This is a genomic window from Acinetobacter sp. 1566109 (assembly GCF_000582255.1).
GTDB classification, from domain to species: Bacteria; Pseudomonadota; Gammaproteobacteria; order Pseudomonadales; family Moraxellaceae; genus Acinetobacter; species Acinetobacter nosocomialis.
Map to the genome: position 1 here is coordinate 1 of NZ_JEYB01000053.1, position 24,277 is coordinate 24,277.

Sequence of the window (24,277 nt, forward strand, 5' to 3'; positions counted from 1 at the left end):
CCAAATTCTGGCTGTCAGTCATGACAGAGCTAAAAAATCGAGGAGTACAGGACATTCTTGTTGCCTGTGTAGATGGATTAAAAGGCTTTCCTGACGCGATAGCCTCTGTTTACCCTCATACTGATATTCAACTGTGTATTGTGCATGTTGTACGCAATAGCCTGAGATTTGTAAGCTGGAAAGACTACAAGGCTGTTACGTCGGGTCTGAAAGCGATTTATCAGGCAAGTACAGAGGAAAATGCTTTAAAGTCCCTAGACATCTTCTGTGATCAATGGAATCACCAGTATCCCAAAATTGGAGAATCCTGGCGGGCCAATTGGGAAAATATCCGAACGATCTTTAGCTATCCAGCCGAAATACGTCATGCAATTTATACAACAAATGCGATTGAGTCGTTGAATAGCGTAATACGCCATTCAACGAAGAAAAGGAAAATCTTTTCATCTGATGACTCAGTAAAGAAGGTCATTTACTTAGCAACATCAAATGCTGCGAAGAAATGGACGATGCCAATTCAAAATTGGCGTTTAGCAATGAATTGGTTTACGATTCAGTTCGATGATCGATTAAAAGATCATTTATAAAAAATGGAACTTACACAAAATAATTTACAGGCTCGGGTTAACTTTACGGGTTTCTAACCAATACTTCCAAGTATAAGTTGGCCATAAAGAAAAGTTTTTCCCATCGGCAGCCTGATACCAACTATTACAACCGCCTGCTTGCCATACGGTACCTTGAAGTTGTTTCTGTATTCCTTCATTGAAAGTATCTTGGACTTCAGGTTTAATTTCTACAGCTTGTTGACCAGATTTATCTACGAGTTCAACAAGTTGTAAAATATAATTAACTTGAGACTCAATCATAAAAATAACCGAGTTATGTCCTAAAACAGTATTTGGTCCAAGCAGTTGGAATAGGTTAGGGAAATTCTTGGTCACTATTCCATAATAACTTTCTGCACCGTTCTTCCACGCCTGCTTTAATTCAACTTGGTTACGACCAATACAAGTAAAATCTTTTAAGTAAATTCGGGGATCTGTAATAAAGCCAGTCCCATAAATCAAACAATCGATAGATCTTTCTTTTCCATCTTTTGTAATAATGCTGTGTTCTTTAATTTCTTGAATACTATCCGTCACTAATTCCACATTTTTACGGTTAAATGTCGGGAAGTATTTATTTGAAATAAGAATACGTTTACAGCCCATCACAAAGTCTGGGGTAAGTTTTTTAGCTAATTCTTTATCTTTTACTTGGAAGCGTATAAAAGCTTCGGCTAGTTTTTGTCCATATTTCATGATTTGAGGCTGAACTATTGGCACAACGCGTGATTCGTTACTCCAATAAAGGCGACTACGATGAATTTGTCTATAAAGATTAGATGTTTTAAATAGAGCTTTACTTAAACTGGAGTATTTTCGCTCATCACGTGGAATAACCCATGCTGCTGTTCTTTGAAAGACATATAGTTGCTTAACATCTTTTGCGATTTCTGGAATATATTGAATCGCACTACCACCTGTACCAATAGATGCGACTGACTTTCCGTTTAAGTCATAGTCATGTTCCCATTGTGAGGAGTGAAAGACTTTACCTTTAAACTTTTCGATGCCACGAATATGAGGGATTTGCGGAATATGTAAGGGCCCAGAGGCAAATACTACAAATTGTGCTTCTAGAGAAGGTTGGTTTGTAAAGTCTAACGTCCATACATGGCGCGTTTCATCATACTGAACATGATTAACTTCATGATTAAATTTACAGTAGTTTTTAATTTGATATTTTTGGGTTATATCTTGAATATAATCAAAAATTTCCGGTGCTTCCGCATAACGTTTTGACCAGTCAGTTTTAGGTGCAAAAGATAAAGAATACATATGTGACTGGACATCACATGCAGCTCCCGGATATCGATTTTCTCGCCATGTTCCACCAACATCATTAGATTTTTCTAAAATAAGAAAATCTGTTTGTTGATTCTGTAATAGGCGAATAGCCATTGCAAGGCCACCGAATCCAGCACCAATAATTGCGATTTTAGTTTTTTGAATAGCGTTTTGTTTTGCACTGAGCATTGTAAACCCTGCATATGCTGTAAAGAGGATTGTAGGCAAGCCTAACGTTTTTTGATCAGTTTAAACATGATTGTATCGACGTGAAAATTGATAGATTCGGCAATTAATTTTATTACTTCTTTATAGTAAAACATTTCAGTCTAGAGAAATTGATTGAAGAATGAAACGATCGGCACTTGGTTTAATCTATTTAATTCAAGGAATGCGCAATGCGGGCATTGATGTCGACTCACGTTTGGCAGATATCGGTATTAAAGTAGATTCCTTGGACCCCAGTTCAACAATTCATGACAGTTTAGAATGGGATATTCAACAAATTATTAGTGAAAATGTTGATCCTGAAAAAGGATTATTCATTGGACAGCACTATGCATTAGCAGGTTATGGCCCTTTGTTAATGCTACTTGTAACAAGTCAAGATATACAAACCGCCTTAGAAAAAGGTATAAAGTATCAAAAACTTACTCATTTATTTGGTACTTTGAGCTTACAAGAAACTGAAAATCATATTATTTTGAACTATTTACCTGTTGATTTAAAAACAGAAAACGGTTTACTTCGTGCCCAATGTGAAATTTCGGGGACTTACAAGTTTATTCAGGATATTTATACCATGATGGGCTTAACCATGCCTCATATGCGTATAGATGTACCGTTTCCCAAACCAAATAATACAGATACCGTTGCTCAATATTTCTCATATTATGGAGATGATCTGCATTTTAATTCTACACATGCAGCATTTAGCCTAAGTAAGAATGTGCTTGGAATAAAAATTCCTTCAGCAGATATCATTACTCATCGTATCTATGAAGCTAAATGTATTAAAGAAATAAAACGATTAAATGAGCAAGATCATCAAATACCACCCATTATTCAATATGTGCAAGATTATCTAGAGCTACAACAAGGAATTATCCCGAGCATGGCGGAAACCGCTTTTGCTTTAAAAATGCCTGAAAGGACATTAAGGCATCAATTGCAGCAGCTTAATACGAGTTATAAACAAATTCGTGAACAGATTATTAAGAATAAGGCGCTTAAACTTATGGAATATAAAGAATATTCAATAGAGGTTATTGCTGAATCGCTTGGCTATTCTGAACCTGCAGCTTTTAATCATGCATTTAAAAGATGGTTTGGGCAGAGTCCTCGGCAATATGGAAAGGAGTTTTACTGAGCATAACTCTTGATGCTAAAAGCTAATGTGGTCGGACAAAATGTTCGCTATACTCTCTTCAGTTAAAATTGAAATAAAATGATATGTTAAATTTAAAATCTTCTCATAATACTGCATTTACCCCTTCTTCCCCAGCAGAGCGCTATGCTGAGGCATTGGCTTCAGGCCAGTTTATGGCAGATGAAGCACAAGCACAGGCAGTGCAAGAATTAGATCGTGTATGGAAAGAACTTTTAAATCGTTATAAAGCCTCTAAAAAAGCTTTCCGTCGTTTCCGCCGTCAAACCTCACCAAAGGGTGTATATATGTGGGGCGGTGTAGGGCGTGGCAAAACTTGGCTTATGGATCAATTTTACGAGTCTGTACCATTTCGCCGTAAGACACGTATGCATTTCCATCACTTTATGCAACACGTTCATAAAGAGTTAAATAAACTTTCTGGTCAACGTAATCCACTCGATATCGTGGCTGATCAAATTTATAAAGATGCTGTTGTTATTTGTTTCGATGAGTTTTTCGTTTCAAACGTAACAGATGCAATGATCTTGAGTGATTTATTCCAGAAGTTATTTGTTCGTGGTGTGACGCTCATTGCAACTTCAAACATTGCACCAGACGGGTTGTATAAAAACGGAATTCACCGTGATCGTTTTATTCCTACAATTGAAATGGTTAAAAAGAACTGTGTCGTTTTAAATGTAGACGCAGGTGTGGATTATCGTTTACGTGTTTTAAAACAAGCTCAATTGTTTAAATCACCACTGGGCAATGAAGCTCAAAACTGGATATCAGAGCGTTATACAGCTTTAACTCATACTCAAACGAATTCTCATGAGCCGATTGTGATCAATAACCGTGTTGTTGAAACGTTAGGTCACACAGAAGATGTTTTATGGTGTGAGTTCTCTGAACTTTGTTTAAAGCCGCGTAGTCCTGCAGACTTTATTGAAATTGCCAATATTTATAATACGGTTCTGGTGAGTAATGTTCCACACTTAACTGACTTCTTGTCAGAAGGTACACGTCGTTTTATTTATCTAGTCGATGAATTTTATGATCGTGGCGTGAAGTTACTTTTAACTTCTCAAGACAGCATTATTGATATCTATCAAGGCGAGAAATTGGCTTTTGAAATTGAGCGTACTCGTTCTCGTTTGTTAGAAATGCAATCAGATGAGTATTTGCATTCTGAGCATCGTCATATTGATGCTACTAAAACTTCTTAAGAAATAAGATATAAAAGAGCGCTCTAAATAGGGCGCTTTTTTTACAACAAAAATAGATAAATTTAGCTAAATAATACTTTTTCATTGTGCAAAGTTTGATATAACTAAATACGCTTTAGAAAAAATAAGATAGTGAAACTTTTTGTATGTTAACAAAAAGTCTAGTTTCAGTATCTTTCAATATTGAATAAATTGTTGGGAAACCTAGTTAGAATTTTAATATTTTCCTATATAGAAAAATTTATCTTTGTCAATAGTTTTGCAAGGGAAAATGCTTACTATTTAGGAATGTGATATTAGTATTCAGCTTAATTTAAATCGGTATACTAGGTTTCTCTTGGTATAAAAAGTAGCAACTTCAGGAAAGACAATGACTGCACGTATTCAAAAAGGCAAGTTAGCGATTGCTAAAGAACTTTACGATTTTATCGAAAATGAAGCTTTACCAGGTTCTGGTTTAGATAGTGAAACTTACTGGAAGAACTTTGAGCAAGTTGTTGTCGATCTTAGCCCAAAAAATAAAGCATTATTGGCTAAGCGTGATGAATTACAAGCAAAAATTGATGAATGGCACCGTAATAACAAATTTGAATTAAGTGCTTATAAAGCGTTTTTAACTGAAATTGGTTATTTATTACCAGAAGTTGAAGATTTCCAGATTACAACTGAAAATGTAGACGAAGAAATTGCATTACTAGCAGGTCCGCAGTTAGTAGTGCCTGTACGTAATGCACGTTATTGCTTAAATGCAGCAAATGCACGTTGGGGTTCTTTATATGATGCACTTTACGGCTTTGACGTAATTTCAGAAGAAGGTGGTGCTGAAAAAGGGAAGGGATATAACCCTGTGCGCGGCGCTAAAGTAATTGAGTTTGCTAAAAATTTCTTAAATGAAATTTTCCCACTTGCACAAGGTTCACATGCTGATGCAACCAAATATGCAATTGAGCAAAACAAACTTGTTGTGACTTTAAAAGATGGTACTAAAACAGGTTTAGCTCATGAAGCTCAGTTCGTTGGTTTTAATGGTGAAGAAGCAAATCCTTCAGAAGTTGTACTTTTAAGTAATGGCTTGCATGTCATTATTGAAATTGATGCGAATAGCCCAATTGGTCAAACTGATTTAGCAGGTGTTAAAGATTTAACACTCGAAGCGGCGGTTACAACAATTCAAGATCTTGAAGACTCAGTTGCAGCTGTAGATGCAGAAGAAAAAGTTGAAGGTTACCGTAACTGGTTAGGTTTAATGAAGGGTACACTTCAAGAATCTATCGAAAAGAATGGTAAAACAATTGTTCGTGCGTTAAGCAAAGACCGCGAGATTAAAAACTTAATTGGTGGAACAACAAAACTTCATGGTCGTTCACTTATGTTACTTCGTAACGTAGGTCACTTAATGACGAATCCAGCGATTTTAGTAGATGGTGAAGAAATTTACGAAGGTATTATGGATGCATTGGTAACTCCATTGTTATCAGTTGCTGATATCCGTAGTACGAACGAAAATAAAAACTCTCGTAAAGGGTCTATGTATATTGTTAAACCAAAAATGCATGGTCCTGAAGAAGTTGCATTTGCTGTAGAGTTATTTGAACGTGCTGAGCAAGCACTAGGTTTACCAGCGAAGTCTCTAAAAATCGGTATTATGGATGAAGAACGCCGTACATCTGTAAACTTGAAAAACTGTATTGCTGCTGCTAAAGATCGCACTATCTTTATCAACACTGGTTTCATGGACCGTACAGGTGATGAAATCCATACTTCTATGGAAGCTGCACCAGTTGTTCGTAAAGAAGCTGTTAAAACACAAAAATGGATTGCTGCTTATGAAAATCGTAACGTTGCAATTGGCTTGAAATGTGGTTTACAAGGTAAAGCTCAAATTGGTAAAGGTATGTGGCCAAAACCAGACAGCATGAAAGATATGTTGGCAACTAAAGCTGCTCATCCAAATGCTGGTGCTTCATGTGCTTGGGTTCCATCACCAACTGGTGCTGTACTTCATGCGATGCATTACCATCAAGTAAATGTAAAAGCACGTCAAGATCAGCTAAAAGCTGAAGAAATGCTGTCATTAGACGACTTGTTAACACCTCCATTTGCACCTGATACAAACTGGTCAGCAGAAGAGATCAACAATGAGCTTGAAAATAACTGCCAAGGTATTTTAGGTTATGTTGTTCGTTGGGTTGACTTAGGTGTAGGTTGTTCAAAAGTTCCTGATATTAACAACGTGGGTTTAATGGAAGACCGTGCAACATTACGTATTTCTTCTCAACACGTTGCGAACTGGTTACGTCACGGTATTGTGACTCGTGAACAAGTTGAAGAAGTGCTTAAACGCATGGCAAAAATTGTTGATGAGCAAAATGCGAATGACCCATTGTATAAACCAATGGCAGCTAACTTTGAAACAAATATTGCTTTCCAAGCAGCTTCAGACCTTATCTTTAAAGGTTGTGAACAGCCTTCAGGTTATACTGAACCGTTACTACACGCTGCTCGCTTAAAATTAAAAGGTTATACAGGTGACTAATTTAAACCTGTTATAAAAAAAGCCTCTTCGGAGGCTTTTTTTATTTTCGGTATATTTTGTGCTTACAGATAAGGTGTGAATTTATAAATAAAGGATTTCAAGTTTGATTAACTTAAAAAATCTCGATCGTGAGAATTGGCTTCTATGCGCAAAATTATCATTAGATGATTCTCAAAAGGACTATGTTGCACCAAATGTATATTCTATTGCTGAGTCTAAAGTGGAAGAACATTACTGTCCAAGAGTGATCTGTTTTAATGAGGAAGTCGTTGGGTTCCTAATGTATTGTGTGGAAATTGATCCTCCTGATAAGACATTATTCTGGTTGTTTCGATTTATGATTAGCAAAGGTAACCAAGCTAAAGGTTATGGTACCACAGCGTTGCAAATAGCAATTGATGAAATATTTACTAAAGGGGCGAAACGCATACGAACGATGTATAAGCCATCGAATTATGTGGTTGGAAAACTTTATAAAAAATTGGGTTTTATAGAAACTGGAGAATGTGATGAATGCGGTGATATTATTTTAGAGTTGAATATTTCGCTTCAAAAAAACGCTAACTGAAAATTCAAGTTAGCGTTGGAGATAATGGAGCTATATAAATTAAAAGAAATACTAGTTGCTACTTACAATTCCAATTTTAGTAACACCTAAACGCTGTGCTGTAGCCATAACCATCGCTACATTTTTATATTCAGCCATCTGGTCTGGTTTAAGTTTGATCTGGTCTTGATCTTTTTTAGCAACAACACCTTGAAATAAAGTCTCTAGTGCCTTTCGGTCAGAAACCGCTTGGTTATTCCAAAATACTTTGCCTGCTGCATCGATTCTTACATCAATGACTTCAGGTGGCTTTTCATTTGTTGGTGGCGGTGTGCCATTTGGCAAATTAATATTAATCGCATTGTTTGGTGCAGGTATAGTAATAATAAACATAATAATGAGTACCAGCATGACATCAATAAGTGGTGTCATGTTGACTTCCAACATCACATCGTCATCATTATTTGAACCGACATTCATACCCATAAGATTCTCCTTTAAATAGTTATGGGGAGGCTGGAGGGGTAGTAACAAAGGCAATTTTGCCAATACCAGCTTGTTTGGTCGTGCTAATGACCTGATCTATCGCCTCAAAATGAGTAAGCTGATCTCCTCGAATATGTACCTCCGGCTGTGGTCTTTTTTGTGCCACAGCCTGTAATTTTGCTAACAATATTTCTTTATTAGGTACATAACTTTCGTTCCAGAAAATATCTCCTTTCTTATTCACTGAAAGTTGAATATTTTCAGGGGTAGTTGCGTACGGCGTATTTTTTTCTTCTGGCAGTTTCACCGGAACTGTATGAGTAACTACCGGAATAGTAATCAGAAAAATAATAAGTAAAACCAACATGACATCAACTAGAGGCGTCGTGTTAATTGTTCCAATCATTTCGTCTTCATCTTCAGAACCAACACTCATACCCATAATGTTTGCTCCTTATTATTTAATGCTGCGGTTAACTGAATTATTGGTATTAATTTCACCGCTTAATAAAACTGCATGTAAATCTGAACCAAACGAACGGACGTTTTCCATTACTGCTTTATTGCGTCGAGTCAACCAGTTGTAACCAAGTACAGCCGGTACTGCGACTGCAAGACCAATAGCTGTCATAATCAGAGCTTCACCGACAGGCCCTGCAACTTTATCAATAGACGCCTGACCTGAAATCCCGATAGCTGTTAACGCGTGATAGATTCCCCAGACTGTTCCAAATAGGCCTACGAAAGGTGCAGTAGATCCAACCGTTGCTAAAAAGGCTAAACCGCCACCTAAATGGTTTTGTACTTTTTCAATTGCACGTTGTATTGAAATGCTCACCCAAGTATTGAAGTCAATACGTTCTAGTAAAGAACCGCCGTGTGACTTAGTTGAGTTAATACCTTTTTCCGCAATAAAACGATATGCGCTACTTTGTTCTAAACCATCAGCAGCATTATCTAGAGAAGTAGCCTCCCAAAAACTTTTTTCTGCCTCTTTACCTTGGCGTTTTACTTTTGCTTGTTGTAAGAATTTAGAGACAATGATGTACCACGTACCAATAGACATCAGTACGAGTATAAATAGGGTAGACTTAGCAACTAAATCACCTTCACGCCAAAGAGCTTCCAGACCATAAGGGTTTTTAACAGTTTCACTGGTTGCAGGCTTTGGAGGTGGAGTCGGTGTATTTACGTTTGATGTTGCTTCTGTAGTTGCGGTTGCAACAGGAGCATTGCTCGTTTCTTCTGCAAAAACTGTACTTAATGGGAGCAATGAGCATGCTGCGATTAAACTTGCAGAAGCGAAACGTACGAGTGGTTGAGTTGATTTTTTCATCATATTATCTCCAATATTTTTAATTTCTTACTAATTCAATTGTTTATTCAATTACGAATGGATATTCAATTTCATACCAGTCCTGCTGAGGCACGCCATCTTTCATTGCTGGTTTGAATGTACATAAGCTGTAAGCTTTAGTTGCCGCTTTGTCTAAGGTTTTACTGCCACTCGATTTTTTCACTTTGGCATCAATAACTTTGCCGGATGTATCAACTAAAACACGTATACGTACCGTACCTTGTTCTTCATTCATCAGTGCTTCGCGAGGATATTCCGGTTTTTCACAACCTGCGGAACCTTCTGAAACGCCACGAGTCACGCCAGTTGGTTTAGGTGCTGGTGCAGCAGCCGCCACTGGAGCGGGTGCAGCAACAGGGCTCGGAGAAAGAGTACTAGGTGCAGCAGGAGCTGGAGTAGCGACTTTAGTCGGTTGAGCTACCGGAGTAGTTTTTTGTACCGGTGTCGTTACTTTTTCTACCTGTTTAGGCGGCTCAGGAACCTTGGCAACCTTTTCGACCATTTTTGGCGGCTCCGGTGGTTTTTCCTTAGGTTTTGGCTCCTCCGGTTTTGGTGGAGGAGGCGGTTTAATATCCTGAATAATTTGTAATTCCACAGGTTTTTCTGCTGGTTTTTGAATATTGTTTGCTAAACCTGACATCAGAATATAGGCAACAAGAAGATGCAGAAAAAGTACTGCGGCAATACCAATAAGGCGTTTGGCAGATTTATTTTCTATGTCTGTAAAAGTCATGCCCATAGTTACTCCTGAAACTGTAGACAAACAATTTTTTAAAATGACTGTTTGGCTAAGAATGAGTATTTGTTCTGCAAACTAACTTTTGAGAGTTATATTTGCAGAACAACAATTTAGAACTTATATGTACCTCGTACAAAGTAAGTACGTCCTAAAGGATCTGCGTAACGTGGGTCATATCCCATTTGGAAGTTGTCACCAACATTTGAAGCAGGAGGGTCTTCATCAAAAATATTCTTAATACCCGCCGTAACTTCTAGATTTTTAAAGCCTTTATATGTGCCTGAAATATTGTAGGTTGTATAGTCGCTCACTTTGTGATTTCGATAACCTGCCTTAACAGTAGAACTTGAATTCTGATCTTCATAGCCACGTGAAAAATTTTGTTGTAGGTTTAAAGCCCAATTCTCATAGTTCCAGTTCAGGTTGGCTGTATGTTTCCAGCGAAGAATAATAGCCTGGTAGTCTAGGCCACTATAAGTGCCTGCAACACCTTTCCAGTCACCATCTGGTTCTGCTTGATATTTGTAGTCAGTGATATATGTACCATCAATATTGAAACCAAATCGACCCGTAGCAGTCATTGGAGAAACCCAACTTAAGCCCACATCAAAACCAGATGTTTTAATGCCGCCTAAATTTTGTTGTGTTGTAATAATATAATCTAATGAGCCATCAGCATTACGTACAAATTTGTCTGCATATTTCACTGGGTCATCAAAAATAGCAGTTTCCGAAAGTGTAGCAATTTGCTTGTCTACTTCAATATTGAAATAGTCGAGAGTAAAGGCTAAATTTTTAATTGGTTCAAATACTAAGCCAGCAGTAAAAGACTTTGACTCTTCCGGATCTAAAGTTTTATTTCCCCCATTTTGTCTATCAAATTGCATATTACAATCACGTTCTCTTACACCACCTGGTTTTAAGACATTCCCAGGACAAAGTACGGGATCATAATAGTATCCACCGGTATTGGTTACTGAGTTTGGTCCATTTACTTCCCAAAGTGTTGGAGCTCTGAAACCTGTACTATAAGTGGTACGGAACATTAATTGTTTAATAGGTTCCCAACGAAGTGCAAATTTTGGATTAAATGTATCGCCAAAGTCACTATAATCATCATAACGAGCAGCGATTTGAGCCTCTAAAGTTTTATGGAGAGGGATATGAAATTCGGTAAATACCGATTTAATATTACGATCACCCTTATTTACTGGTTCATCAGGATCAACGCCAGTACTAGGGGCTACTCGGGCAACATCAGTAACGACTTTTGAAGTCCAATCTTCATAACGATAGCTTGCTCCAATGGCAAATCCAACATCTCCTGCTGGTAATTTAAATATAGGTCGACTTGCTGTGAAATCGACAGTAGTTGTATCTAGGTTGGCTTTTAAATACTTGCCTTCAACACCTAACTGGTTCCATACATTGGCATCTTCAGGGGATTGCGGCCCGAATGGGTTTAAAATACCATTGTTTAAAGCTTCTTGTGTTTTGTCAAAGTTTAAATAGCCACTTACTACAGCATCCGATGCACTACTATGTGCATAAGTAACGCCTGAATTAATATCCCAACCGTGTGTTTCCCCCTCAATACCGGCAAATAGTCTATGTGACTGGTTAATACTATTACTTACACGATTACCTGATTGTGAACGTAGATATAATGGGATAGACCCCGTAACACCAGCTAGTGCTGGAGTTATGCCATTTCCTGGATAATATTTACTACTAGGATCAAGGGTCAAATCAAAAAATACATCTGGTGCAACTGAAGTTGTAACTTCATTTCTTGCATATAAGTATTCTGCAATCGCATTAAAGTTATTGCTCAATTTAAAAGTAGCTCGGCCCATAGCTGAAATATCTTCAGTTTTTGGAACAATGCCAATTACTGCTTGGCTATTATATTTACAAATTTGACCATCGGTCTCTACTAGAGGGTTATTACCACAACCTGTAGATGCATAGGGATTGCCTAACCCAGGAACATTGGCAGGGAATGAACCACTACTAGTTTTATGGATTCCTAATTCAGGTAATATGCCTCCACGTCGACTGACTTTACGGTCTTGGGCCATGACATCATCGCCTTTTCGGTAATCGACAACTCCAAAAACGTTATAGCCATTTTCCTCTAAGTCACCAAAACCGCCGAAAATGCTGTAGTCTTGTTGATCTCCACCTTTTTCTTCTGGTTTTTGATACCCAGCAGTTAAGTTAAGACCCGTAAACTGCTTTTTAGTAATGAAGTTGATAACCCCACCGATTGCATCTGTTCCATAAATGGAAGAAGCACCATCACGTAAAACTTCAATACGGTCTAACATAGCGAGTGGAATAATATTTAAATTGGTTACTCCGCTATCGTATGCATTGGCAGCTAATCTACGACCATTCAGTAAAATAAGAGTTTTGTTTGCCCCTAAAGCTCTTAGGTTTGCTGCTGACCCCACAGTTTTACTAGCGCCCACGTTGCTAGCAGTTACGAAGTTTGATTGGTTTGCACTAATCTTAGCTAATGCTTCTTCAGTTGAAGTTACCCCTTGTTTTAAAATTTCATCAACTTTTACAACGGTAATTGGTGAAGCACTTTGTGCAGCAACCCCTTTGATTGAAGAGCCTGTAACGGCAACTTTTACAACTTTTGCTGGTTTGTCATCATTACTTGTTTGTTCAGTTTCTGCTGCTTGTGCCATGGTAAGACACATCATGCTTAAACTAAGGGTACTTAATTTAAGTATTGTCTTGCCGATCTTGGGGGTTACCTGAGATCGAACATTGTATTTTTTTTTCATCGTGGACTTGATCCCTTTTTGTTGTAGTTAGCGATATTGCTGTAATGCTTTTAAGCAAAGCAAGTGCCAACTATATATTTTTCTTTTTTTAGTTTATGCAAAATACTGATAAATATTGATTTTATTATGTTTGAAGACAGAGTCTTTGTTTGTTTTGATGAAAAATAAATTTTCCATTTGGCAAATTTTTTTATAATGGCTAAAAGTTTCAAATTTATTTGTATAAAAAATATACATTAATGGACACTTCACATACTTAATAAATAAAAATGTATCGTTTTAGAACTTTACTATATGTAATGTTATACTATTTTTTGTAAGATTTTTTCACATGATTTTATTTAAATATCAAATAATTAAATTTATATTTTTTATTTGGTACAAATGAATTAATATGATGCATTATGAATCATCAATGTATTTTTTTTGTGCATTTAAGATGTTAAATGATTAACATATACAAATATAATATTTGGCAAAAAGTAACTTTTATTTATATAGTTCAAACGGATTTAAGTACCTAATAAAAATATGAATTTCGAATAATCTTAAATATTTTATTATGAATACCAATAGATGGCATGAAATTCGCTTTATATTCAGTAGTTACAAAACTCTGGGTACTTGAATTTATTTTTCCATTTGATCAAATAAAAAGATGATAAAGGAAAGTGAATTCCAAATCCCAAATAGGCCTATCTGCTGAAAAAAGAATTTTTCTTATGCGGATTTAGATGTTACTCAAAAGGTTAATATCTTTTAAAAAAATTAGTTATGTGGATATGAACTTGAAATTAAAATTTTTTAAGCTCGCCATTTTAAGTTTGGCTATTACTTCAATTCCATGTGCTTATGCAATTACGCCAGCACAACCAAACAAGATTTTGCATGTTGCCTATGAAGCACCAGATGACGGTTTTGACATGGTTAAAACCACCAATTTCTATAGTGCTAGTATTGCTGAAGCTATTTTTGAACCACTACTCAAATATGATTATTTAGCTCGTCCATTACAATTAGTTCCTTATACGGCTGAAAGCATGCCTAAGGTTGAGCAAGACGGTAAAGTTTATATATTTAAAATTAAGCCAGGGATTTATTTTACAGATGATCCTGCCTTTAAAGGCAAACGCCGTGAGTTAGTGGCCGAAGATTATATTTATTCAATTAAGCGTATTTTAGACCCTAAAAATCGAGCACCTTCTGTTTCTTTTCTGGATGGAAAATTGCTGGGTGCCGATGCAGTGGTAGCTCAAGCAAAGAAAACTGGAAAGTTTGATTATGCCGCGCCAATTGCAGGGCTTAAAGCGACTGATCGATATACTCTCCAATTTACGTTAACTCGCCAAGACTATAATTTTCCTTATATTCTTGCTTATATTGCTTTTGGGGCCGTTGCTAAAGAGGTTGTTGACTATTACGGTGATCGTATTGGTATGCATCCAGTGGGTACCGGACCGTATATGTTAAGTAAATATGTTCCAAGAAGTAAGGTCGAGTTGGTTGCCAATCCTGATTATCGTGGTTTTGTCTGGAATTTTAAGTCAACTGGAACACCGTGGGATAACCAGCTTGTTAAAGAAATGTCTGGAAAGAAAATGCCACAAATTGGCAAAGTTGTAGTGAGCATTATAGAAGAACAACAATCAAGATGGTTAGCCTTTCAATCGGGTCAATTAGATTTTGACAAACTTACGGCAGATGCCGTTCCTCAAGCGTTAGATGGCAATCAACTTAAAGCTTCTTTTCAAAAAAAAGGAATTAAACACTTTCCATATAAAGAACCTGAAATGACCTATACCATGATGAATATGCGTGATCCGGTTATTGGTGGTTTTAGTCCAGAAAAAATTGCACTTCGTCGCGCAATTACTTTGGCCTATGACCAAAAAGAAAGCATAAAACAGGCATATAAAGGTCAGGCAGTTAGAGCAGAAATGTTTATACCTGAAGGTGTAAACGGGTATAACCCAAAGTATAAAAGTAGCGTAGGATATAATCCTCGGTTAGCAAATAAACTACTTGATTATTATGGTTATAAAAAAGGAGCTGATGGCTATCGGACCTTACCAAATGGCAAGCCTTTAGTTTTAAAAATTAATAATGAAAATAGCTCAGCTGCAGTTATTCTTTCCGAACTCTGGAAAAAAAATTTAGATGCGATTGGCATTCGTGCTGACTTTAAAGTAAGTAATTTTGCAGATAACTTAAAAGCCGCGACACAATGTAAATATATGATCTGGAGTGGGGCATGGATTGCTGACTATCCCGAAGGAGATAATTTTGCACAATTACTATATGGACCAAATGCTGGGCAGGGAAACCATGCCTGTTATCAGTCTAAAACATATGATGCTCTTTATACTCAGGCCATTCATTTACCACCGCAACAACGTCTACCATATTATGAAAAGCTTAATCGCCAGATTGAAGCAGACAATCCTTGGATCATTCATGTAACTCGAATTCGCAATTGGTTGATACGGCCACAAGTTCAGGGTTTTAAACCTCACCCGATGATAAATACAAGCTGGCAATATCTTGATATTACCCCCGTTAAAAAATAATTTTAGATAAAGATCATCATGACTGAAAATTTAAGACTAAAGCTCAAGCACTGTAGTGTAGGCCTATTATTTGCCGGAATGGCATTAACGGGGAACACGACTATTTTTGCCAAAAGTCCAGCCGATCCGAATAAAATTTTACATTATACGTTCCCGACAGCTGAAACAGGTTTCGACCCAGCGTATATCCATGATTTATATTCGGCGCATGTAACTACTTCGATATTTGAAACTTTATATACCTATGACTATTTAGCAAGGCCAGCAAAGCTTATTCCTCAAATCGCAACTGCTATGCCTGAAGTGAGTGCAGATGGTCTGACTTATACTATTCATATTAAAAAAGGTATTTATTTTACGCCAGACCCTGTTTTTAAAGGCAAACCTAGAGAGTTAACGGCTTATGATTATGCATACTCTTTTAAGCGGTTATTGGACCCAACTTTACGTTCACCAAATAGCTGGTTGCTGGAAAACAAAATTGAAGGTATGGATGCCTTAGTACAATCAGCTAATAAAACAGGAAAATTTAATTATGATCAAAGTGTGAGTGGTTTGCAGACCCCTGATAAGTACACCTTGGTTATTCGATTAATGAAACCTGATTATAACTTTCCTTTATTACTGGCACATGACCCTACAGGGGCTGTAGCACGTGAAGTTATCGAAAAATATAAAGATAAAGCGGGCTTTGTTATGGGGCATCCAGTAGGAACAGGTCCTTATATGCTCAGTAAATGGGTGCCTGCTTCGCGCATAGTTTTAAAAGCGAATCCTGATTATCGTGGCTTTACTTGGAATTTTGTCGCCAGTAGCCCTGAAGACCAAGCTATTGTGAAGCATCTTAAGGGCAAACAAATGCCTCAAATTGGTACAATTGATATTCAGGTGATGGAGGAAAACCAGTCAAGATGGTTGGCATTTCAGCGTGGTGAAGTTGATATCATTCAGCTCGAAGGGCAATTAGTCTCGAAAGCCATTAAAGACGGTAAATTAAGACCCGAGCTTGCAAAAGAAGGCGTGCAATTATCACGTATCGTCGATCCAGAAATTAGTTATAACTATTGGAATCTTAAAAATCCTGTAGTTGGAGGAATGAGTAAAGAAAAAATCGCTTTACGCCGTGCAATTGCAATGTCCCGTTCAATAGATCAAGAAATTAAGTTAGTGCGTAACGGTGATGCAGAGCGTCTACATTTTCCAGTTCCACCAGGTGTAGTAGGAGCCGAACCTCAATATAGAAGCAGTACCCCATATTCGGTTAAAGCAGCAAATTTATTATTAGATAAATATAACTACAAAAAAGATGCATCAGGATGGCGTACACAACCAAATGGTAAGCCTCTGGTCATTGAATATATGGCGCGTAATGACAGTATTGGTCAGCAAAGCGCTGAGCTTTGGAAAAAGAACTTTGACAGTTTGAATATCCGTATGGTGTACAAGCCAATGCTCTTTTCAGACCTCATTCGGGCACAAAAACAGTGTGACGGAATGTTTGGCTCCTCTGCATGGATAGCCGATTATCCGGATGGGGATAATTTTATGCAGAATTTTTATGGTCCGAATACCCATATGACCAACTGGTCTTGCGGTTCAATACCGGAGTTTGATCAATTATACCGTCGGTCTCAACAGGTTAAGCCAGGCCCGGAACGAGACGTGATTTATCGAAAAATGACACGTTTATTAGAAGTTTATATGCCAGTGCAAGTCTTGTATGCACGTTATAGAAATATGTTGGCTCAACCACGAATCATTGGATATAAGAAGCATCCGATTTTACATGCTGAATGGATATACTTCGATATTGATACAAATACGAAATCTAATCATTAAATGAAAAAAATTGGAGATACGATGAAAAATAACACACTGAAAATGACTAGTTTATGTATGTTGACGATAGGTATAAGTCAGTTTGCATCGGCAGAGACCACACGCGCAACCTTACCATTACTTAAGGCAGAACAACTCCCAGCATGGTGCGATTCTAATTTAAAAAAAATCCAGCAAGAGATTTCAAACTTTGAAAAAACACCTGTTAAAACTGATGCTGCCGCAGCTCCAATATTAGCAAAGTGGGATAAAATTTTTGCTCATCTTGAAGATTTTTCAGGGCCCATAGATTTATATAGTAATGTAGATCCAGATGCGAAATTACGTAAAGCAGCAGAAGATTGTGAGATCAAAATTAATCAATTTCATACTGATATATTCCAAAACTCAAAACTGTATAACGTAATTAAAAATACAAAAGCAACTGATCCGATAGATCAGAAATACCGTCAGGATATTCTGGATCAGTTTGAAGACACAGGGGTTCAATTAGAACCAGCAAAACGTGCAAGAATGAAAGCCATTCTGGATGAGTTGACTAAACTCGAACAAGAATATAACCGCAATATTCGTGATAACCCTGAAAAACTTGAATTTACGCCTGAAGAAATGAAAGGGCTGCCAGAAAGTTATATTTCAGGGTTAAAGAAAAATGCCAAGGGTAACTATCTTTTAGGTTTTGAGTATCCGGAATATCGTCCATTTATGGAATTGGCTGATAATGATGATGCCAGAAAAAGATACCAGATTGCCTTTACACGACGTGGTACTGAACAAAACTTAAAACTACTCAAACAGGCAGTAGATTTACGTTATGAGCTTGCGCAGTTATTTGGAAAAGCAAGTTATGCAGATTGGGTGTTAAAAGACCGTATGGCAAAAACGCCCGAAGCTGTAAATCAGTTTTTGGCAGAAGTACAGAAAACGGTCGCACCACTTGAGCGCAAAGAAGTAGAAGAGCTCCGAGCATTTAAAGCACAAACTTTAAAAACACCATTAGATAAAACCGAGATCACACGTTGGAGTGAAGCTTACTGGAGTGAAAAACTTCGTAAGAGCAAATATCAAATTGATCAGGAAAAGCTTCGTGATTATTTCCCGACTTTAGCAGCACAAAAATGGTTATTTGCTATTTCATCTGACCTTTATGGTATTGATTTTAAACCTGTCAAAATGAAAGCATGGCAGAGCGAAGTTGAAAATTACGATGTAGTCGATAAAAAGACAGGAAAACTCCTTGGTGGCTTATATATGGATAAATTCCCTCGAGAAGGGAAATATGGCCATGCCGCTGTTTGGGGAGTATATGGTGGTAGCACTTTAACCAACCGCTTACCGGTTTCAGCACTCGTCACAAACTTTAACCGTAAAGGTTTAAATAGTGATGAGCTCGAAACTTTTGTGCATGAATTTGGTCATGCCTTGCATGGCATTTTATCTAATACCCGCTATGCAAGTCAGTCTGGAACATCTGTAGAGCGTGACTTTGTAGAAGCACCATCTCAAATGTATGAAGAGTGGGCACGACGTAAAGAAACCTTATCTAAAGTGGCTGATTACTGTGATCCAGCATGCCCACGTGTTGATGACGAATTAATTGCCCGTTTAAAAGCAGTACATAACTATGGGCGCGGTTTACGTTATGCACGTCAGACGCTTTATGCACAGTACGATATGGCGCTTCATACGGCCGATGCCTTAAAAGTAAAGCCTTTAGAAACTTGGCAAAAAATGGAAGCAGCTACAGCCTTGGGATATGTACCAACAACAGAGTTTCCTGGACAGTTTGGACACTTAATGGGTGGCTATCAAGCAGGTTACTACGGTTATATGTGGTCTGAGGTTTTAGCTTTAGACATGCTTTCTGCTTATGGTGACAACCTGAATAACCCACAAGTCGGACAACGTTATCGCCAGACCATTTTATCGCAAGGTAGCCAAAAACCGGCAGCTGAATTGGTTAAAGATTTCCTTGGTCGTGATCCTGACAATAAAGCATTCTTTAATGAAATTACCGGACAACGGGTTAAATAAGGAATTATCACTATGCTGGCATATGTTATTCGGCGTTTATGGCAGATGATTCCAACCATGTTGGGAGTAGTACTGTTTATCTTTATTCTTTTTAACTGGGTGGGTGGAGATCCGGCCTATATTCTGGCAGGTAAGATGTCTAATCCTGAGCAGATTGAGAACATTCGTAAACAACTAGGTGTCGATCAGCCTTATTACGTTCAGCTCTGGATTTTTATTAAGCAGATTCTCACTTTTGACTATGGCGCAAGTTGGAGTACGGGGGAACCTGTTTCACAAATTATTTTAACTCGCTTAGGGCCTTCATTAACGCTCCTAATTCCACTCACTATTTTACAAACCGTTATTTCAATTGGCTTGGCTCTAGCTGTATCGGCAGTACGTGGTTCTTTAACAGATCGTATGGTCATGATGTTATGTACCATTGGTATGTCGATCAGTATCTTGGTTTATATTATTGTTTTTCAATATGTTTTGGCATATCAGTTAAGTTGGTTTCCAGTGCAGGGCTGGAGCGATAACTTTACCGATAATTTATTTAAGTTTGCCTTACTTCCAATTCTAATTATGTTGGTGGTGAGTATTGCACCTACTTTACGTTTATACCGTAGTTTTGTGCTTGATGAGATTAATCAAGATTATGTTAGAACGGCAAGGGCTAAAGGTGTAGGGGAAAGCCGAATTTTAGGTGTGCATGTTTTACGTAATGCCTCAATTCCGATTATTACCGATGTGATGGCGACTTTACCTGCATTGCTCATAGGTGCATTTTTAATTGAACGTTTTTTTGGTATTCCCGGTATTGGTCGAGAAGTAATTATCGCGGTTGAGCGAAGTGATTTTCCTGTGATTAAAGCAATTACAGTGTATATCGCAGCTGCAACCATGATTTTTAACTTGATTGCCGATTTGGTCTACAAAGTGGTTGATCCACGTGTACAGTTGAAGTAGGTGGGTTATGCTAAGTGTTCTAACAAAAAGAAAGTTACAAACCCAGACAGCTCCAGCTTCAGCGGGTTTATGGCGCCTTGCAATGCGCCGTCTTCGGGCTGACAAAATTGCAATTGCATCGCTCATTGTTGTGCTGTTCTATCTGGTCGTATTGCTACTATCATTTACTGGTGTGATTGCATCAGACTGGAATAAAGAAGTTGCTGTCAGTTATGCACCTCCTACATTTATAGGTGCAGATAAAACAAATGAAGCTTTGCAAAAGACAGCTGCTGTAGATGAAGAGTTACCGGAAAATCCAGTCGATCCTTTAAAAGATGTCATTCACCAACTCAAGGCTGAAATTAAACAAGAAAAGACCTCTGGAAGTGCAATTGATTATTATGGTGTAGTTGACCCGCTAGCTGATGATATGAAAGCAATTGATCAGCAACTAGGTGGACACTTACTCGATCAGCAAAGTGAACTAAAAAGTACGCTTATATTTGGGGCCGACAAATGGGGGCAAGATGTTCTTAAAAAAACCATTAAAGGTGCTGAAACTTCAATTATTGTAGGGCTAGTTTCTGCATTACTCGCAGTGACCTTAGGCACATTATTAGGGGCAATTTCAGGCTACTTTGGTGGTTGGGTAGATGACATCCTTAACTGGTTTTATAACATTTTTACTTCCATTCCATATTTATTATTAGTTCTTGCGATAGCTGCCGTACTGCAACAAAAGGGCATTTTATCTATTGTTTTGATTTTAGGTTTAACGGGTTGGACTGGTGTTTACCGTTTAATTCGTGCGGAGTATATGAAACATACCTCACGTGAATATGTTCTGGCGGCCAAGGCAATTGGTGTTGGACATTTTCGCCGTATGTTTATTCATATTTTTCCTAATGTCAGCCATATCGCCTTGGTTCAAATGTCGATTTTGGTGGTTTCCTTTATTAAATCGGAAGTTATTTTAAGTTTCTTGGGATTTGGTGTACCAGTGGGTGTAGTGTCTTGGGGCAGTATGTTAAATGAAGCTCAAAGTGAACTTCTTTTAGGAAAATGGTGGCAGCTTGTCGCAGCCTCTGTCGCAATGGCTGTTTTGGTTACGGCATTTTCAATGTTTACTGATGCACTGCGTGATGCATTAGATCCAAAACTAAAATAAGAGGAAACGCTAATGTCAGAACAACAAAAAAATGTCCCATTACTTCACATTGAAAACTTACGTGTAAGTTTTAAAGGTGAAGACAAGCAGTATATCGAAACTGTTAAAGGAATCTCCTTTGATATTCCAGCAAATACGACTGTTGCTTTAGTTGGTGAGTCAGGTAGTGGTAAATCGGTTACTTCTTTGGCAACCATGGGTTTACTATCTGTAGGCCAAAGTAAAATTGATGAAAAAAGTAAGATTGTTTTTGAAGGTCAAGATTTACTCCGCTTATCCCGTAAAGATATGCGAAAAATCTGTGGTAAAGATATTGCCATGATTTTTCAGGAACCGATGTCATCATTAAATCCCGTTTTTACGGTAGGTAATCAAATCGCAGAAGTGTTGGGTTTACACATGGGTATGAGTCGTAAACAGGCCCGTCAGCGTGTTTTAGAGTTACTTAAAGAGGTCGGGATACCTTCACCGGAAACTAAGATTGATGCTTATCCTAACCAACTGTCTGGTGGTCAACAGCAACGTGTCATGATTGCAATGGCGATTGCTTGTGAACCTAAGCTACTAATAGCCGATGAACCGACTACGGCACTTGATGTCACCATTCAAAAACAAATTATTGATTTACTCGAATCGTTGCGCCAGCGCCGTCAAATGTCGATGCTCTTTATTACGCATGATTTGGCTTTAGTGGGTGAAATTGCAGATCAAGTCATTGTGATGCGTCATGGTGAAATTAGAGAGCAGGGACTTGCAGAACAAGTTCTAGAGCAACCTAAAGATGTATATACCCGAGCATTGCTCTATTGTCGTCCTCAAATGTCACAGCGACCTTATCGTTTGCCTGTGACCAGCGATTTTATGCGACAAGAAGACAATATATTGGTAGAGCAAAGTTTTGATGTTTCAGAAATTCCACAGCGTAAACGTGGTTTAAATGGCGATGAGCAAATTATTTTAGAAGTAAAAGATCTGAAAAAAAGCTTTTATAGCCGTAAAGGGTTATTTGGAAAAGAAGAATTTCAAGCAGTAAAAGGCGTTTCTTTTAAACTTGCTAAAGGTAAAACGCTTGGTTTAGTGGGAGAGTCTGGCTCAGGTAAAACCACTGTGGGCTTGTTGCTTATGCGTTTACATGAAGCATCGGGTGGGGAAGCTTTCATTGAGGGTAAAGATATTCTGTCATTAACTGAAAAAGAATTTGCTAAATATCAAAGGAAGATCCAAATCATTTTCCAAAATCCATATGCTTCGCTAAATCCACGCTTTACCATTGGGCAGATTTTATTAGAACCTATGCAAATTCATGGCATTGGTAAAGATGATGCGGAACGTAAGCAAATTGCACTTGGTTTACTTGAGCGAGTGAATTTACCTGAACAAGCTTATTATCGATATCCGCATGAGTTCTCGGGTGGTCAACGCCAACGAATTGCGATTGCACGTTGTTTAACGCTAAAGCCTGAAATTCTAATTTGTGATGAATCTGTTTCGGCACTCGATGTGTCGGTTCAGGCACAAGTACTTAACTTATTACAAGACTTACAAGATGAGTTTGGTCTTAGTTATATTTTTATTTCACATGACTTATCGGTTGTGAAATATATTTCTGATCAGGTCATGGTCATGAATCATGGTGAAGTTGTTGAAATCGCTAACTCAGATGAGCTTTATGCGCATCCTCAACATGACTACACTAAACGACTATTACAGGCCATTCCGCAAGGAATTCAACACATTTCATAAGCGTAAAGTTATGTCGTTAAAGGCACTTTCGAGTGCCTTTTTATTTGGTTTATAGAATAAATACTTATAAAATAAGAGATGTAAAAGTACAGTATTTTATTCTTGCTATGTGTGCCAACTTTAAACCTTTAACTCTTGCCCAATTGCAGCAACTTCAGTTGCCTGTGGTCGGCTTTAGCTATGCCGATGAGGTTTATCCGGGTGGGACAACGCCGCTATTATTCAAATCACCGCAAGGTTTTGAGTGGCGTGAAGTCATGTTCGGTTTGGTTCCTAAATGGGCCGAAGATACAAATATAGCAAAACATACTTATAACGCCCGTCATGAAACGATTTTCCAAAAACCGAGTTTTCAAGAAGCCGCTCTTAAATGTAAGTTTGGTGTAATACCCGTGACGGAGTTTTATGAGAGTAAATATTTAAATGATAAACCTGAGCGATGGGGCGTCCGCCGTAAAGATGGACAGGCTTTTTTCATTGCCGCAATTTATGAAATTTGCAAAATGAATGAAACCATTATCCGTTCTGCAAGTATGTTAACCATGGACGCGATTGATCATCCTATGATGAAAGACTTTCACGAACCGGGCGATGTCAAACGATCAGTCATTGTGATTCCGCATGATCGTCTAGAGGAATGGTTAAGTTTAGAAACACCAGATATTTCAAGCTTTATTGAAGGTTTTCCTATTGAGGAATTTAAATGTTTACACGTTCCCAAAGAGAAGATTATAAAGCCCACGCCTCAATTAAGTATGTTTGAATAACAACAGTAGAGTCAGGTTATTGGCTTAATTTTTAAGTCAATAACCTTTGTTATTTAGTCAAGAGCCTGTAAATTATTTTGTGTAAGTTCCATGTTTTATAAATGATCTTTTAATCGATCATCGAACTGAATCGTAAACCAATTCATTGCTAAACGCCAATTTTGAATTGGCATCGTCCATTTCTTCGCAGCATTTGATGTTGCTAAGTAAATGACCTTCTTTACTGAGTCATCAGATGAAAAGATTTTCCTTTTCTTCGTTGAATGGCGTATTACG

The 24,277-nt window shown here is 37.7% G+C and carries 17 protein-coding genes and 2 pseudogenes; 12 read left to right on the top strand and 7 right to left on the bottom strand.

The features are described from left to right. Positions 1-587 (top strand): annotated as a pseudogene (locus J582_RS20640) (IS256-like element ISAba26 family transposase); the annotation flags it as partial. 24 nt (positions 588-611) lie between these two features. On the opposite strand, the gene J582_RS20645 reads toward J582_RS20640, so the two are convergent. Then, complete coding sequence (locus tag J582_RS20645; RefSeq protein ID WP_155766482.1) at positions 612-2,120, bottom strand: flavin-containing monooxygenase; 1,509 nt, start codon at positions 2,118-2,120, stop codon at positions 612-614. Positions 2,121-2,241: 121 nt separating this feature from the next. On the opposite strand from J582_RS20645, the gene J582_RS20650 reads away from it, so the two are divergent. The 4 genes from J582_RS20650 to J582_RS0105110 all read left to right on the top strand — a co-directional run bounded on the left by J582_RS20650 (position 2,242) and on the right by J582_RS0105110 (position 7,591). Then, positions 2,242-3,261, top strand: coding sequence for an AraC family transcriptional regulator (locus tag J582_RS20650; RefSeq protein ID WP_032048489.1), 1,020 nt, complete (start codon positions 2,242-2,244; stop codon positions 3,259-3,261). 83 nt (positions 3,262-3,344) lie between these two features. Continuing rightward, positions 3,345-4,487, top strand: a complete 1,143-nt coding sequence (gene zapE, locus J582_RS20655; RefSeq protein ID WP_032048490.1) for a cell division protein ZapE — start codon at positions 3,345-3,347, stop codon at positions 4,485-4,487. Between the two features lie 370 nt (positions 4,488-4,857). Further along, entirely contained in the window at positions 4,858-7,023 is a 2,166-nt protein-coding gene (locus tag J582_RS20660) for a malate synthase G (protein ID WP_032048491.1), read from the top strand. 103 nt (positions 7,024-7,126) lie between these two features. Then, entirely contained in the window at positions 7,127-7,591 is a 465-nt protein-coding gene (locus J582_RS0105110; RefSeq protein WP_032048492.1) for a GNAT family N-acetyltransferase, read from the top strand. Positions 7,592-7,642: 51 nt separating this feature from the next. Here the strand turns inward: J582_RS0105110 and J582_RS20665 are convergent, their stop codons facing one another. The 5 genes from J582_RS20665 to J582_RS20685 all read right to left on the bottom strand — a co-directional run bounded on the left by J582_RS20665 (position 7,643) and on the right by J582_RS20685 (position 12,950). After that, positions 7,643-8,056, bottom strand: coding sequence for an ExbD/TolR family protein (locus J582_RS20665; protein ID WP_032048493.1), 414 nt, complete (start codon positions 8,054-8,056; stop codon positions 7,643-7,645). A gap of 19 nt (positions 8,057-8,075) precedes the next feature. Next, positions 8,076-8,498, bottom strand: a complete 423-nt coding sequence (locus tag J582_RS20670) for an ExbD/TolR family protein (RefSeq protein ID WP_004701951.1) — start codon at positions 8,496-8,498, stop codon at positions 8,076-8,078. Between the two features lie 15 nt (positions 8,499-8,513). Beyond that, the gene (locus tag J582_RS20675; RefSeq protein ID WP_032048494.1) at positions 8,514-9,395 is read right to left on the bottom strand and encodes a MotA/TolQ/ExbB proton channel family protein; all 882 of its coding nucleotides are present in this window, start codon (positions 9,393-9,395) and stop codon (positions 8,514-8,516) included. Between the two features lie 40 nt (positions 9,396-9,435). Next, positions 9,436-10,152, bottom strand: a complete 717-nt coding sequence (locus J582_RS20680) for an energy transducer TonB (protein WP_002049872.1) — start codon at positions 10,150-10,152, stop codon at positions 9,436-9,438. Between the two features lie 110 nt (positions 10,153-10,262). Further along, positions 10,263-12,950, bottom strand: coding sequence for a TonB-dependent receptor (locus J582_RS20685; RefSeq protein WP_017392847.1), 2,688 nt, complete (start codon positions 12,948-12,950; stop codon positions 10,263-10,265). Between the two features lie 776 nt (positions 12,951-13,726). Between J582_RS20685 and J582_RS20690 the strand changes: the two genes are divergently transcribed. From J582_RS20690 to J582_RS20720, 7 genes are all read left to right on the top strand, one after another. Then, positions 13,727-15,517 carry an ABC transporter substrate-binding protein gene (locus J582_RS20690; RefSeq protein WP_006580795.1) on the top strand — a complete coding sequence of 597 codons (1,791 nt, stop codon included), beginning with the start codon at positions 13,727-13,729 and terminating at the stop codon, positions 15,515-15,517. A 15-nt stretch (positions 15,518-15,532) separates the two neighbouring features. Continuing rightward, positions 15,533-17,356: an ABC transporter substrate-binding protein gene (locus J582_RS20695; protein WP_080746680.1), complete on the top strand. Its 1,824-nt coding sequence runs from the start codon at positions 15,533-15,535 to the stop codon at positions 17,354-17,356. After that, on the top strand, positions 17,357-19,390 hold the full coding sequence (locus tag J582_RS20700; protein WP_081405562.1) for a M3 family metallopeptidase: 2,034 nt from the start codon (positions 17,357-17,359) through the stop codon (positions 19,388-19,390). It abuts the gene before it with no gap. A 12-nt stretch (positions 19,391-19,402) separates the two neighbouring features. Next, entirely contained in the window at positions 19,403-20,341 is a 939-nt protein-coding gene (locus J582_RS20705) for an ABC transporter permease (protein ID WP_004709076.1), read from the top strand. A gap of 7 nt (positions 20,342-20,348) precedes the next feature. After that, positions 20,349-21,491, top strand: coding sequence for an ABC transporter permease (locus J582_RS20710; protein ID WP_004887442.1), 1,143 nt, complete (start codon positions 20,349-20,351; stop codon positions 21,489-21,491). A 12-nt stretch (positions 21,492-21,503) separates the two neighbouring features. Next, the gene (locus J582_RS20715; RefSeq protein ID WP_032048497.1) at positions 21,504-23,234 is read left to right on the top strand and encodes an ABC transporter ATP-binding protein; all 1,731 of its coding nucleotides are present in this window, start codon (positions 21,504-21,506) and stop codon (positions 23,232-23,234) included. Positions 23,235-23,341: 107 nt separating this feature from the next. After that, positions 23,342-24,001 carry an SOS response-associated peptidase family protein gene (locus tag J582_RS20720; protein WP_032048498.1) on the top strand — a complete coding sequence of 220 codons (660 nt, stop codon included), beginning with the start codon at positions 23,342-23,344 and terminating at the stop codon, positions 23,999-24,001. A gap of 95 nt (positions 24,002-24,096) precedes the next feature. Here J582_RS20720 and J582_RS26245 read toward each other — a convergent pair. Beyond that, a pseudogene (locus tag J582_RS26245) lies at positions 24,097-24,277 on the bottom strand (IS256 family transposase); the annotation flags it as partial.